Below are 14,836 nucleotides of genomic sequence, written 5' to 3'. Positions count from 1 at the left end.
CTTCCCCTCGATGCCTACAACACCCACCCTCCGTGAAGGTTTCACCGGTTTACGGCCTTCCGAGACCTCGGTAGGTCCACCCTGCGTCGCGCCAGGTGGTCGGTTCCAGACAGTTACGTCCGTCGATGATGACCTTCTTGCGGACGACAGGTTCGAGGTCCGACGGCAACAACTTTCGAAACTCGGCCCACTCGGTCAGAACCAAGACGACATCAGCGCCTGCACACGCTTCAAGTGCGCTCGAAGTGTAAGTGAGGGTGGGGAACAACGCCTTCGAGTTTCCCATCGCCTTCGGGTCATAGACATTGACGGCAGCGCCTTGCAGCTGAATCTGCCCGGCAACGTTCAGCGCAGGTGAGTCGCGCACGTCGTCGGAGTCAGGCTTGAAGGCTGCACCGAGAACCGCCACATTGGCTCCGAGTAGAGAACCACACGCTTCTCGAGCCAGTTCGACCATCCGAGTACGACGACGCATGTTGATATTGTCGACTTCGCGTAGGAATGTGAGTGCTTGATCTGCTCCCAACTCACCAGCACGTGCCATGAAAGCACGGATGTCCTTCGGTAAGCAGCCCCCACCGAAACCGATTCCGGCGTTGAGGAATCGCCTACCAATTCTCTCGTCATGGCCGATGGCATCGGCAAGAACGGTCACATCCGCACCTGAAGCCTCGCACACCTCCGAGATCGCATTGATGAACGAGATCTTCGTTGCCAGAAATGCATTGGCTGATGCTTTGACCAACTCCGAAGTCGCAAGGTCGGTCACAACAAAGGGAATACCTTCGTTCAAGAGTTGCTCGTACACTTCACGCGCAATCGATTCCGCACGTCCGGGTCGATTGCGGTCGACCCCGAGCACAAGCCGGTCCGGGTGAAGCGTGTCTTTCACCGCGTAGCCTTCCCGGAGAAATTCCGGGTTCCACGCCACCTCCACGTCTTGTCCGGCAGGCGCCAGTTCCCGTGCCCGCGCACCCAATCGCTCTGCTGTACCGACTGGCACAGTTGATTTCCCGAAGATTACGGTCGGCCTGGTCAAGAGGGGTGCGAGTGTCTCGATCACCGAATCGACAAAACGCATGTCGGCCGCGAACTCCCCCTTCTTCTGCGGCGTACCGACGCCGAGGAAGTGGATGTCGGCGAACTCTGCGGCCTCCTCGTAGGAAGCCGTGAATCGAAGACGTCCCGCGGCTATGTTGCGGCGCAGTACTTCCTCGAGTCCCGGTTCGTAGAAAGGAACCTCCCCAGCTTCGAGCATAGCGAGCTTGTTCGGATCAACATCCACCCCGAGAACCTCGTGACCCAACTCGGCCATGCAAGCTGCGTGTGTCGCCCCGAGGTAGCCTGTGCCGAATACCGCAATACGAGAAGTCATAACGATGTCTGCCTGTCGAAGTCGAGTTTACGTCGAATAATGCTGTAGTACTTCATGTCCTGATCGAATCGACGTTCTGTCGATACCACTCCACGGTCGATGCGATCCCCGCACGAAGATCAATCCTGGGCTGCCACCCCAAATCTCGAAGCTTCCCGATGTCAAGCAACTTCCGCGGCGTCCCGTCAGGTTTCGAATGATCCCATTCGATCTCGCCGTCGAACCCGATCTCGTCCGCCACGATCGCAGAGATCTCCGCGATGCTCTGGTCCTCGCCTGTACCAACATTGACGTGTTCTGCTCCGTCATAGTGGTCGAGCAAATGAAGGCAGGCATCCGCCATGTCGTCGACGTGGAGAAACTCGCGCCTCGGCGTCCCGCTGCCCCAGTTCACGACTGAAGCAGCTCCATCACGGCGCGCGTCGTCGAAGCGTCTGATGAGGGCTGGCAGCACATGAGAGCCCTTGGCAGAGAAGTTGTCACCCGGGCCGTAGAGATTGGTCGGCATCGCGGAGATCCACGGACGCCCGAACTGCTTTCGAACAGCCTGTACCTGCAGGATTCCCGCGATCTTGGCGATGGCATATGCATCGTTCGTCGGTTCCAAATGACCGGTCAGCAAATATTCTTCGCGAATCGGTTGAGGAGCGAATTTCGGGTAGATGCAGGATGATCCGAGGAACAGCAGGCGATCTACGTCGAACTCGGCCGCCGCGTCCATCACGTTCACCTGGATGCGAAGGTTGTCGGAGATGAAGTCCACCGGCAGTGTGCTGTTCGCCAGTATCCCGCCCACTTTGGCTGCCGCGAGGACCACGTTCTTCGGCCTCTCGGCGGCGAAGAACTCGAACACGGCACCGCGGTCGCGAAGATCGAGTTCGGCGGACGTGCGACCGACAAGGCGATTGAAACCGTCGGCCTCCAAACGACGCCAGATCGCTGAACCCACGAGTCCACGATGGCCCGCGACGTACACCGCATCGTTCCGATCGAGGGACTTCTGCGCGTACTCCCCCGTCATCGGGCATGCTCCCAATCCACCAGGTTCGGGCGGTCGATCCAGGGCTTGCCCTCACACTTCAGAGCCTCTATGTCCGCATCGACCATGATTCGAGCCAGCTCGGGGGTATGTACAGTCGCCTTCCAGCCGAGCTTCTGCTCCGCCTTACCTGCATCTCCGATCAACGCGTCTACTTCCGTCGGCCGCAGATAGCGCTCGTCGAAGCGCACATGATCTTCCCAGTTCAGACCCGCGTGCTCGAAGGCCACCGTCAGGAAATCCTTGACCGAGTAGTTACCGCCTGTCGCGAGCACGTAATCGTCCGGCTCGTCGGCCTGAAGCATCCTCCACATTCCCTCCACGTACTCCGGCGCGTAGCCCCAGTCGCGGATTGCATCGAGATTACCCATGTACAAATCGTTTTCCAGGCCGGCCTTGATGCGCGCCACCGCTCGCGTGATCTTGCGAGTTACGAATGTTTCGCCTCGCCGCGGAGATTCGTGGTTGAACAGAATTCCGTTCACGGCAAAGATCCCGTACGCCTCGCGGTAGTTCTTGGTGATCCAGTACGAGTACACCTTCGCCGCACCGTACGGCGATCGCGGATAGAAGGGAGTCTGCTCGTCCTGCGGAGGCGGTGTCGCACCGAACATCTCGGAGCTGGACGCCTGGTAGAACCTGCATTCGAGACCAGCCATCCGGACTGCTTCGAGCAGCCTGATCGACCCGATTCCCGTCGTGTCTCCGGTATGTTCGGGCTCGTCGAAACTGACCCGTACATGTGACTGCGCTGCGAGGTTGTAGACCTCGTCCGGGCGTATCTGTGCGAGAAGAGTGACCAAACGCGCCCCGTCGCTGAGATCTCCGTAATGAAGGAACAGTTTTGCATCCGGCGTGTGGGGATCCACATACATGTGATCGATTCGAGCCGTATTGAACGTGGACGATCTACGAATAAGTCCGTGGACCTCGTATCCCTTGCTCAACAACAGCTCGGCCAGGTATGAACCGTCTTGGCCTGTAATTCCGGTAATCAGTGCACGTTTCACTTGAAACTCCGTCCTCGAAGCAGATACTTGTCTGCGAGTAGTCATCGGCCGAATTGTGTTGTGTGGGAGCAGCGAACCCACAACCAGAACTGAGAAACCCTCACGGCATTACTGCCTCCTTGATCCGCGATCTCAGATCCTCCAGTTCCGCGGCAGCGGAATCCATTCCGCGAGAGATTCGGGTAGATTCGTCGTGCCCTAGATTCAAGCTGCCACCCGTCGCATCGTCCATCCAGGAGGCCTGCGGTGCGAGTACCGGTTCCAGCGAATCCCTCAGCTTCGGTACCGAACTACTACCCGACATCACCGGTATCGATCCGCCTCGAGCGCTCAGGATCAAAACATGGAGGCGGTCACTGACGGTTACGGCGGCGCGCTCGTACAGGGCGCGGACAGCCGACTCCTGTTGCCGATGGGTCGTGTCATCGTCCCATCCCACGTAGGGAATACCCAGCGTCGCAGCAACTTCGCGGTTGTGGCTGTCGTCCTCGACAACCTGGCAACAGGCCATCAAATCCAAACCATTTGCCGAGAACTGACTTTGGATCGACCGAAGGGACGCGTAGTTCACCGGTCGGTCATGCCGAAGTGAAAGCAAGGCTATTTCTCGGCGCGCAGATTCTCGGCCAGCAGACTTCGCTCCGTCGGATACACCGGCCCCGAACGCGAGATCGGGATAGAACCGACTCTTACCTCGCAGGTACTCACACGTCCTTTTGTCACGTGCCGCGTAGACGTCGGCTACGCCGACGAGGATCTTCTCGGGTACTGCCGCCATTGGGCTTCGTACCTCGATCGACCGTCCCAAAACGAGGACTCGTGTACCGAACATGCGAAGCACCGCAAAGACTGTCACCAACAACGAGTGCTTGACGACGCTTGCTGCTGATGCCCCCAGAACCGCCGGCCCAGGTGCCATCACGATCACTGCCCGCTTTCGGCGCACTGTATCGGACAAAATCGCTCGCCAGAAGTTGATACCCGAATCCATCACCTCGTCGGTTGGTTCCCAATCGAAGGCATCGACGTACTCCGCGCTCATACTGCCCGAAAATACAACGGGTCTGAACCCCAGTTCACGCATGTAGTCGACTGCTGTTCGGCGTATCTCGATGTCACCCAGATTGCCCTGAGCTGCTGCGATACTCATGAAGAACCTACGCATGGGGATCCCTCCTCATTGCAACGACAACGACACAGGTCAGCAATGCGGTTTGAAGTACATAGCTGAGCGAGAGCGACCACCCCGCTCCGAGCGCCCCGTAACGGGGGGCAGCCAGCACGATTCCGACGAGGCAGATCAAGGTGCTCACAACCGTTATGTAGGAGACGATTTCAACTCTGCCCGTACCTTGCAGGATCGCATTCAATTGGGACGAGATCGCTGCGAAGATCAAACTGAAGCAGACGACCTGCATTACCGGTACCGCGTCTACGTACGCATCGCCCAAAATCGGTGGAACGAGTACAGGGATGACAGCTGCGATCACACCGAAGATCACCGCGCTTGCGATGCATACGTACATCGCGGGTCGCAGAATGCCCTGGGTGATTCGCCCGGTCGTCGAGCGCGCCGCCGCAGGCATGAGAACTGCCGCAAACGATGTGGGAATCAGCCGCAACGGAGTGGTGATACGACTCGTCACGCCGTAGATTCCGGAGACGGCCGGTGACGTGACAAGTCCAACCAGCAGTACGTCGAAGTTGCGCGTCTGAGTGGCAACGGAATTCAACCAGAAGTGCGAGGACTTGCCGATGATCGACTTGTACGAGCGTCTCGATCTGACACGAGTGATCGCCGGTCCGAGCCGAATGGCCACGAAGACAGCGATCATCGAAGAGAACGCGAGGCCCACGGAATACCAGAACACTGCGTCGACTCCTGCGAGCCAAGCGGCCGCAACAAAAACGAGAGCAAGTGCTCGCCGGAGGAGCAACGACACCGCGTTCTGCCAGGTATTCCCGTCAGCGAGTGGTAGCGAGAGCAGCGTCTCGACGTAATTGTCCAGAACAACCCAAGCTGTCAACGGCACTACGAACCAAAGCTTCGGCTCGAAGACCGCGGCTACCGCCGCGGTAAATGCCAGCAATGCACCGACGGCCAGGTTGGCGCGGCGCGAGAACTCCAAGGTCGACGCGATGAGGGGTTCCTGGTCACCCAACGCACGGATCCGAACCAGAAATGGGGTGAACCCGAAGTTCAGAATGGTCTGAAGCACCAGTCCGACACCATAAGCCGCAGCGAAGATTCCAAAGCCGGACGGACCGGAGATACGCGCGAGTAGGACCATACTCAGTGCCTGAATCAACGCACCGACAAGACGTCCGCCGGCGATTCCCGTGAACTGAACCACCAAGGGGTTCGTCATCACCTTCATGTTCCACCACCCGGGCACTCGAACGAGTGCGGAACCCCGGCGCAGCGCGGTCGTGCGCCCTTCATGGTCGTCCGATCGACGAAACCGGGGCGCGGACGATCGAACTCGCCGGAACATCGGATGTAACAAGGCAATTTGCGCCGATAACCGAGTGGTCACCGACCGACGTGCCGCGGAGAATTGTGGACCTGGCCGCAATCCACACTCCGTTGCCGATGACGATCGGTCCGTTGTCGAACTCGAAAGTCCGTGACTGTCTGCTGTGACTGCCCGCGCACAGAAAGACGTCCTGCGAGACACAACTGTTCGACCCGATACTCACCGGTTCGAGATTGAGGATCCATGCTCCCTCACCCACCCAAGTGTTATCACCGATCGACAGTTTCCACGGCCAATGGATCTTCACGCCGTGCCGAATCAGGACTCCATCACCGATCTCAGCGCCGAACAGTCTGAGAATGGCAACTCGTATGCGTGCCGGCACGAACCAGGCCCGGAACAGTGGTGCCACCGCGAGCCAGGCGACCTGCACTGATGCCGGACGTCCCTTGTCGTATCCTGCCCCGGTGAATTCGCCGAGGGAGAGCTGCGGGTGTGTCATCGCGCTCGGGCTTGCGTCGGTCGAGTCGGCAAACTGTCTCGATTGATGAGTCCGTCGAAGAGGTCACCGAACGCGGTGGTGGCAGAGCCGGGAGACAAGGTTTCGTGCACGTACTCCCCCCCGTTTCGCGCGAGTTGAGCGGCACGGACGGGGTCGGAAACCAGCATCTCTATTTCACGTACCAATGCTTCCGGATTTCCGGCGTCAACACGTACTCCCGCCCCGGACAGGGCGATCTCCTCGCCGGAGGCACTGTCCGAAGATGTAGCCGCGACGACAGGTACCCCTGAAGCGAAATACGATGTAAGTTTGCTCGGAACGGCCATACTGCGAAGATCGGCCAACTCGTTGAGAAGTAATGCGTCCGCTGCTCGCAGCACATCGGTGAAGTCCTCGCCGCCAACAGGATCCATGAATTCGATCCCAGTGCATCCCTCGGACAGCTCTTCGAGATGGGCCCGCTGATTCCCATCCCCCATCAGCACGAATTTGATGTCGGACTGGCGCGGCCCAAGTAAATGCGCGGCGTTCACCACGTTCTCGAGCCCTTGCTTTGCACCCATATTGCCGGCATGCAGAACTATCTTCTGTTCCGGCCCCCAGCCCAATCGCTTTCGCGAATCTTCTCGGGTGCAGGCAGACTGGGAGAGATCCAGGTGGGTCCAGTTCCTGATGACTGTGACGCTGCTCGAGTCGACTCCGAGGTTGTCCTGCGCATGCTTCGCGAACCGCGGGTGGATCACGACGACGTGATCGGACTTTCGCAAGATCCAGGATTCGGCTCGATCGACGAGAGACGACAGGCCTCCGCTCAGCTGACCGGTCTCGGACGCGCCCAGTCCGTAGAAGTCCTGCACCCACAGCACCACGGGTGTGCGCGATCGAAGGAGCCTGGTCCTGATGACAAATGCCGCCGAGGACAAAAGTGTAGGACTTAAACACAGTATGAGGTCTGCTCGATGGAAAAGAGTCGCCCAGGTCGCCCTCAAAGCGAAACTTGCCTCCATCAGAATTCTTCGCAGGAAGCTGGGATTCCGGGGGATGTAATGACGAAGTCTTTGAACCGTCAGATTTTCTGACTGCTCTACGGAAGACAGACCTGAGAAGCCATCCATCTTTCGCCAGAATGGATAGTGCGGATACCCTGTCACTACCCTGACGTCAGCACCGGCATCCGCTATCGCATTTGCTAAACCCTCCGTGTACGGAGCGATACCGGTTGGCTCAGGAGAATAGTTGATTCCCACGATCAGGATTTTATTTCCCTGATTATCCATCGTGCTCATTTCCCTTTTCAGCTAACTCAGGACGGCAGTCCGTGCACAGCTTGCAGGTGTGCACTTCTCTGCGTGTCACTCTCGAATCGTTCGGCGACTTTCCGTGCCGGAACTCCGACATTCACCGAGAAACTCTCGACGTCGTTCGTCACGACCGAACCGGCTCCGATAACCGCACCGTCACCGATCTTCACACCGCTCAATATCACCGAACAGGCGCCTATCCATACGTCTGTTCCAATTTCGACAGAATCGCGTGCACCAGGCTGACGGTCCCCCACCCACGTCGACGCGAGCATCGGAATACCCACCTCGTCGATCGCGTGGTCTTCGCGCCCCACGATGTAGACGTTCATTCCGATCATGACGTGGGATCCGATGGAGCCGTCTACCTGAATAACGGTTCGGGGTCCGACGCTGACATTATCGCCGATATTCAGCCGGTGAGGCGCACTGATGATGGCTCCACGGCCGGCGTTGAAGTCGCGCCCTACTGAAACATTCCCGTTCGATATTGCGAGTCCATTCATTATTCCGCGAAGGGCTCGCCTGACACCTGACGGTAGGCGTGATCGGTTGCTCATCGTACGACCATCTCCTTGGGCCATCCCTCATTGTCGAATTCGACGACCTGACCTCGCAACGCAGCAGAGATCCCCGATGCCATGGTTTCGGCGGAATAGAGATCCCCTACCTTCGCTGAAACTTTCTCCGCTGGAACGGGATTGGAGACAAGATGCAAGAAGTAGTCTCGCAGCGCCGCAGCCAGCGACTCCTCGGTCGTCGGTGAGTAACTCTGCATAGGACCGACAGCAGCAAGTTCGATCTCGGGGGCGTGCGGGGCGTCCTCGGGGTACAGCATCGGGACTCCGAATCCCAAACTCTGAGTGACACTCAACCCGACGTATCCGGGAGAGATCGACATGATTGAGCGTGCGTAGATTTCAGCAAGTTCGATCGGACTTTCAATGCGTCCGTGTACCACAACGGACTCTTCCAGACCTAAATCGAGAATTTGCCGTTCTATCGTTTCCACCGCATTGCCGAAACCCACGATTTCCAACACGGCACCCTCGTCGACGAGGCCTGATTGGTGGAAAGCCGGAACCAATTGATCGACGTTCTTCTCGGCAACCAATCGGCCGACATAGACAATTGATTTACGCGATTCACCGGTGTTACCAGCGTTGATGTCAGCGCGTTTGTACAAAGAATTGGGTGCAACCCAAACTGGTTGGCCTGGAACCTCGAGCTTGGCTGGGACCACACTGGCGTACCCGTAAAGAATAGTCCCCTGCGACAAGCGGCGCATTGTTCTCCGAAGGAAAGCCGTCTTCGACGAAGAACCTTGCCTGGGATGCAAATGGCCCCAAAGAAGAGTACGGCGACGCGCTATTCGTCGAAGGACCAAAATACTCCACGATGTGAGACTACGGGGGTTCAAATCCAGGATAGTCACGGACGCTGAAAGCGGATTTTTCCAAGAACCCACCTGAAGAAGAACCTTGTCACCGAAGATTCCGATCCGTCGAACGCGGTCGTAGAAATCCGTGTCGATGCCAGTTCGTACCGTGGAATCCAACCCGTAGTCCGAAGCCAGAATATCGAGATTTCCTTCCTCCATCTCACGCAACACCTCGATGCACGGATTCCGATACGTTGGAATCACCGCCAAATACATCGAGTATTTTTTTGATGACATCGAGCCTGCTCCCCCAAAGTTCTCATCGAGCGCCACCGATTGGCCAGTGTGCATTGCGCAGTTCCCTTACTTCGGATCCCAGGCAGGGTTCGCCGGGAATGGCGAATCGGATTCGCGATACGAATACGAAAGACTGACTGACTGACTGACTGAACGGATCAGTATGCGCCGTCACTAGCCATTACGGCTTTGAGCGTCTTCACGACGATCATCACGTCCCCGACCATCGACCAGTTGTCGACATAGGACAGATCCAGCCGAACGGTTTCTTCCCACGAAAGATCCGAGCGCCCGCTCACCTGCCACAAACCGGTGATACCCGGTTTGACCAGCAGTCGCCTTTTCACGGCCCCGTCGTATGCCTCTACCTCACGCCTCAACGGCGGTCTCGGACCAACTACGCTCATCTCGCGCCGGAGCACATTGACGAACTGAGGCAACTCGTCAATCGAAAACTTTCGAATGACGCGCCCCACCTTGGTAACCCGAGGATCGTCACGCATCTTGAACAGGACACCGGCGCCCTCGTTATCCGACAGCAGGCTGTCGACCTGCGTATCTGCGTTCTGAACCATCGATCGGAACTTCAGCATCGGAAAGGGAACCCCGTCCAATCCCATTCGCTCCGACCGATAGAGCACAGGACCCCGACTGGTGAACTTGACTGCCAACGCCGTCACGATCAAAACGGGACTGATCAAAATGAGAATTACAGATGCGAAAACGACGTCGAAGGCTGTCTTGGCGAACCGTTGAGCACCGTGGTATCGCGGACGTTCGACGTGAATCAGTGGAAGGCCCGCCACCGGCCGCATCGACAGTCGCGGACCGGAAACATCCAGGATTCCCGGTGCCACAACAAGATCGACGTCCTTACACTCCAGATCCCAGGCCAGTTTCCGCATACCGTCGTAGCCGAGGTGTTCCGTCGCCGTAACCGCCACCGCATCGGCTCCGACCAAGTCGAGTGCGTCGGTCACATCGTGCTCGTCCCCGAGGACCGGTATTTCGTTGCCGTCGACCACGATGACTCTGTCGCGACCACCTAGTTGACTGGGTTGGCAGACGCCCACGACCCGGTACCCGTCACCGGGAGCTCGTTCGAAGGTTTGGGCCATTTTCTTGACTGCAACCGGGCTTCCCACGACTAAGACGGACGTCTGGAAATCGCCGCGCGAGCGCTTCCTCGCAATCACCTTTCGCCAGATCCAGCGGCTCGCCATCAGCGCGGTCAGACCGACAGGAAATGCGAAGGCCAGATAGAGCCGCGCGATGTCCAACTGCAACAGCAAGCTGACAATCGCAATGAGTCCGAAGAGGCGAACTGTCGCGACGAAGATTCGCCTGTACTCTTCGGGTCCGCTGCCGATCACACGAATCGAGCGAGTGCGAAAGATCCCCAACGACGATAACCACATCGCCGCCAATGCAATTGACACACCGGTGTAGCTGAGTTGCCCGAGGATTCCGGGGCTCACTGCGCGGCTGTCTCCACCGAATCGCAGCCATTGAGCCAGGAAAACCGTCGCCACGATGATCACCGAATCGCCCAGGAACAGCCTTCTGCGGTACGCCGTTTCCCATTCCCTCCGAGAAGTCGATCCGCGGCGGAGGTCGGGCACTGCGCGGGGAAGCGTGTGCTTGGTCTTGCCCAGTGTGGACACGTCGAGCGCCGTCACGTGATCAGTCCCTTCCTCATTCGTGGAATCCGTGTGTCGTTGAATCCGTGTGTCGTTGACAGGTGTTGAGCGTGATTCACCAGATTTGAGCAATCCACTGGAACAGCAAATTGCTCGCTTCGATCCGAAGAGTGCAATTGTTCGAGAATCGGAACGCTCTCACGCTCCGAGTGGATTACATTTCAGCACTGTCCGCGCGCAGGATCAAACGCAAAGTCGCCCCAGTTCAGGCCTGTAGTCGCCCGCACCCCTACCTATTCCAATGTGGCCGCAACGCAAGCGCTTTGCCTCTCACCGTTCGGAGGCGGAGCGCCTGGAACAACAGAACGAAAGATCGATTCAGAGGCAACTATCGCGTTACTTCGACGAAAGTGCGGCAAAGCGAAGGACCTTACTCGTCAGTAGGCGGTTGCCACAGGGCAACGCATTACCGATACGGCCTGAATAGAGGATCATTTCCATTGGTAACCAACGCAATGACTTTCGCCGACATAAGGTGCCTGCGCCGTTGGGGACCTACGTCCCCGGCAGGGATCTTGGTCCCTATTGCCGATTCGATGTGCAATTCGAAGGCGAATAGCCCTACAGCCCTTGCTGATACAGGCTTCAACATCGAAACAAGATCAGGTCACTCGTCCAGTTCGCAACAAGCAAGCTCCGAAAAGAAAATTTTCCTTCGTCTCAATATGTGGGATTTCTGCCCCGCTTCGGCCGTTCCGCAGCGGCCGGTGCTCGGATTCGCACCTTGTGATCGATCACGTAAGGTCGACCAAAGTCGGGTTCGCTGACACAACCTCGCTGCAGCCGACACAGCCGGAGTGGACGACCAGTTCGAATAGGACTACATATCTTGAAGATTCGCGACCTACGCACGCAGTCGGGAATTATCCCCCGCCTCACAGTACGTTGGCTGATGATTGCAGCCGCGACAATCTTTGCTTTCTGGCCCACCTGGACCAATTTGTGGAGGAGCACCGCGAGCGGTACCGCCATCGGATACGTTTTTGTCCTCCCTTTGCTCTGCCTGATAGCCGCCGTCGGAACAGATTTGCGACGCGGCCCGGACCTTCCGATCCACGACCGTGAGACGGACAAGATTGTCGGTGGTATCGGCTTACTTGTTTCTCTGGGTTTACAGGCACTCCTCATGCCACGTTTTGCCGAGAACTATGAATTGATGCATATCGATGTAATCGCGGCATGGGTATTTGTCTGGAGCGCAGCGGTTCTCATGTTCGGGCTGCGTCCGGTGAACCGCTACTGGGCAATCTGGGTTGTTCCGATCGTCCTGGCGCCGCTCATCTACCGCACGCTGGCGACCGAACTCGGCGGCACACGATTCGACTACAGCATCATCATGGTGCTGGTCGCCTCGGCCGCAACGACGATCGCCGTCAGTAGGACCTGGAGACGGGGATTCGCCGGGTTCGTCGCTTCGTCCGTCCTGGGTGCTGCCTTGGTCTACTACCTCTCGCGGCAGTACCCGACTGCACCCTTGTTCAGCGTCCAGCTGCTACCAGCAATAGGTAGTGCGTTACTGGTAGGCGGGTTCTTCTACCTGTACGAGCGACGTGGAAGGTCATGGAAGCCGTTCGAGCGTCCGCTCCGGAATCCCTCGACGTCAACCAGCAACTGGACGATCCTGGTGGTGTTCGCCGCGGCAATCGTGATGTTTTTTACGCCAGTGCCCACCACTCAGAGCGTTCCGGTCTCAGTAGGTCCGCCGGCGACTGCTGATCCACGCCTCATCGTCCCCGCCGGTTGGCGTGAGATCTCAACCGACGAATACGATTGGCCGAGAAAATACTTCGGTTCCACCTCGGCACTCACTCGCCAGACAATTCGTGCTGACACACCCAACCCTGCCTGGGACACCCAGATGCGACCACGCACCGTCCAAATGGACGTTGTTCAAGTGCGTCGCCCGTCTACTCTGTCTGTCTATCCGAGCAATACAACCTATGATCTCCAGAACGCACGTGTCAGCCCCACCGTACGAGTTGAGTTGACTCGTGGAGTTGTCGCGGAAATGTACACAGTTGTCGACGACTCCCTCCTACTCACCTGGAGCAACCTCAATTTCGTGTGGACACGCGGCGACGGTGCCGCACAACGCGTCACACTCTTGACAGTGGACAATCATGAACCGAATGCCTTGTTCCCCGAACCGAAACCATCGATGGCTTCGAATGGAAGCAACACCTTGGCAGTTCTACTCAGAGGCAGGATATCTACTGTCGACAGCGAATCTCAGTACAAGGATCTAGGTATGCTCCAGTCCCTCGGAAGGCTTGTCGTGGAGGCACAGAAGTGGTAGATCCCGATCTCTCGGTTGAGGACGAAAGCTCGGAAGAATTCAAACGAGTTGCACTTCACGATGCTGTGAACGGACTGCGTGAACGTAAACCGATTTCGTCGGCATCAGTTGCGTTCTATCCGTGGCAGCGCAACATCCTGTTCCTGATTCTCGTGATCACCGTTGTGTGTCTGGTCTTCTTCCTTACTCCCACGCTCATCGTTCTCACATTGGCATGCACGCTCGGGTACGTATGGGCGATGGTGGATCGCCTAGTGCTGTTCACACGAGGTCTGGATGCCTCCTCGATCGTGACGATCAGCGATCAGGAGGCAAGCTCGCTTTCCGATGAAGAACTACCGCACTACACAATCCTTGTGCCGGCGTACAACGAGCCGGAAGTAGTCGGAGACCTGATTTCCGCTATGCGTGCGATCGACTACCCCTCGAACAAATTGCAGGTGCTGTTGCTCCTCGAAGAGGATGACACCGTCACCATCGACGCGGCGACTGCCGCCGGAGTCGATGCCGTGGTGAGTATCTTGAAGGTCCCTGCTGCAGATCCGCGCACCAAACCCAAAGCCTGCAACTACGGATTGCACTTCTCTACGGGCGAGATAATCACCATCTACGACGCCGAGGACTCACCGGATCCGCTCCAGTTACGCCGTGTGGTGGCAACCTTCGCGAAGCTTCCATCGAATACCGCGTGCGTTCAGGCGAAACTCGCATTTCACAACGGGACTCAGAATTTGTTGACCGCGTGGTTCACGGCCGACTACGCCCTCTGGTTCAATTTCATCCTCCCAGGACTGATGCGCAGTCAGTCACCGATTCCCTTGGGAGGCACGTCCAATCACCTTCGACGAAGTGTGCTCGACGAGATCGGCGCCTGGGACCCCTTCAACGTCACGGAGGACGCAGATCTCGGAGTTCGCATCGCGGAGAGCGGCTACCGGACCGCTGTTCTGAACTCGACGACGCTGGAGGAGGCCAACAGCGACACGATCAACTGGATCCGACAACGCTCACGCTGGTACAAGGGTTACCTGCAGACTTGGTTGGTTCACATGCGTCAACCTGTGAAACTGTGGCGCGGACTCGGCACGGTCGGATTTCTACGCTTCACCATCTTGATGGCGGGGACACCCATTGTGGCGACACTGAACATGGCGTTCTGGCTGATCAGTCTGGGTTGGATTCTCGGCCAGCCCGAGGTCATCCACGACGTGTTTCCCAACTACGTCTATTTTCCCGCCCTCGTGTCACTCGTATTCGGTAACGCCGCAGTCCTTTACATGAACCTGGTGGCATGCCGAGAGACGCGAAATCCTATGCTGCTGATAGCTTGCCTGACCGCTCCGCTTTACTGGGTCTTGATGAGCATCGCAGCCATCAAAGGCACATATCAGTTGATACGCAACCCGTCTTACTGGGAGAAGACCTTCCATGGCTTGAACACGTAAGCTCAATTCCCGA

General features: G+C 57.6%; 12 protein-coding genes. 2 read left to right on the top strand and 10 right to left on the bottom strand.

The window, feature by feature from the left end:
- Positions 1 to 49: 49 nt before the first annotated feature.
- The 10 genes from BH682_RS06540 to BH682_RS06490 form a co-directional block, all read right to left on the bottom strand.
- Positions 50 to 1,375 (bottom strand): UDP-glucose dehydrogenase family protein, encoded by a 1,326-nt coding sequence (locus BH682_RS06540; protein ID WP_007726621.1) that lies wholly within the window; start codon positions 1,373 to 1,375, stop codon positions 50 to 52.
- A gap of 52 nt (positions 1,376 to 1,427) precedes the next feature.
- Positions 1,428 to 2,396 (bottom strand): GDP-L-fucose synthase family protein, encoded by a 969-nt coding sequence (locus BH682_RS06535; protein WP_007726619.1) that lies wholly within the window; start codon positions 2,394 to 2,396, stop codon positions 1,428 to 1,430.
- Entirely contained in the window at positions 2,393 to 3,424 is a 1,032-nt protein-coding gene (gene gmd, locus BH682_RS06530; RefSeq protein WP_181991934.1) for a GDP-mannose 4,6-dehydratase, read from the bottom strand. The genes BH682_RS06535 and gmd overlap by 4 nt, the downstream gene beginning before the upstream one ends.
- Positions 3,425 to 3,524: 100 nt before the next feature.
- Entirely contained in the window at positions 3,525 to 4,589 is a 1,065-nt protein-coding gene (locus tag BH682_RS06525) for a polysaccharide pyruvyl transferase family protein (protein WP_064443238.1), read from the bottom strand.
- Positions 4,582 to 5,793 (bottom strand): lipopolysaccharide biosynthesis protein, encoded by a 1,212-nt coding sequence (locus BH682_RS06520; protein ID WP_158170310.1) that lies wholly within the window; start codon positions 5,791 to 5,793, stop codon positions 4,582 to 4,584. Before BH682_RS06520 ends, BH682_RS06525 begins: the two co-directional genes overlap by 8 nt.
- Before the next feature lie 70 nt (positions 5,794 to 5,863).
- On the bottom strand, positions 5,864 to 6,403 hold the full coding sequence (locus BH682_RS06515; RefSeq protein WP_064443236.1) for a DapH/DapD/GlmU-related protein: 540 nt from the start codon (positions 6,401 to 6,403) through the stop codon (positions 5,864 to 5,866).
- On the bottom strand, positions 6,400 to 7,680 hold the full coding sequence (locus BH682_RS06510; protein WP_164490553.1) for a glycosyltransferase: 1,281 nt from the start codon (positions 7,678 to 7,680) through the stop codon (positions 6,400 to 6,402). The genes BH682_RS06515 and BH682_RS06510 overlap by 4 nt, the downstream gene beginning before the upstream one ends.
- 26 nt (positions 7,681 to 7,706) lie before the next feature.
- Entirely contained in the window at positions 7,707 to 8,045 is a 339-nt protein-coding gene (locus BH682_RS36675) for a DapH/DapD/GlmU-related protein (RefSeq protein ID WP_024487404.1), read from the bottom strand.
- A gap of 215 nt (positions 8,046 to 8,260) precedes the next feature.
- Positions 8,261 to 9,418, bottom strand: coding sequence for a glycosyltransferase (locus tag BH682_RS06500; RefSeq protein ID WP_198174632.1), 1,158 nt, complete (start codon positions 9,416 to 9,418; stop codon positions 8,261 to 8,263).
- 122 nt (positions 9,419 to 9,540) lie between these two features.
- Positions 9,541 to 11,061: a sugar transferase gene (locus tag BH682_RS06490; protein ID WP_075832465.1), complete on the bottom strand. Its 1,521-nt coding sequence runs from the start codon at positions 11,059 to 11,061 to the stop codon at positions 9,541 to 9,543.
- A gap of 850 nt (positions 11,062 to 11,911) precedes the next feature.
- Here BH682_RS06490 and BH682_RS06485 point away from each other — a divergent pair.
- Together BH682_RS06485 and BH682_RS06480 are read left to right on the top strand one after the other, a co-directional pair.
- On the top strand, positions 11,912 to 13,378 hold the full coding sequence (locus BH682_RS06485) for a hypothetical protein (protein ID WP_223304619.1): 1,467 nt from the start codon (positions 11,912 to 11,914) through the stop codon (positions 13,376 to 13,378).
- Positions 13,372 to 14,823, top strand: a complete 1,452-nt coding sequence (locus BH682_RS06480; RefSeq protein WP_058038950.1) for a glycosyltransferase — start codon at positions 13,372 to 13,374, stop codon at positions 14,821 to 14,823. Before BH682_RS06485 ends, BH682_RS06480 begins: the two co-directional genes overlap by 7 nt.
- Positions 14,824 to 14,836 lie beyond the last annotated feature (13 nt).

It is taken from the genome of Rhodococcus sp. YL-1, assembly GCF_001942025.1.
Classification (GTDB): Bacteria; Actinomycetota; Actinomycetes; order Mycobacteriales; family Mycobacteriaceae; genus Rhodococcus_F; species Rhodococcus_F qingshengii.
Note: the sequence above shows the minus strand (reverse complement) of the source record. Positions and strands in the feature narration are given on the sequence as shown.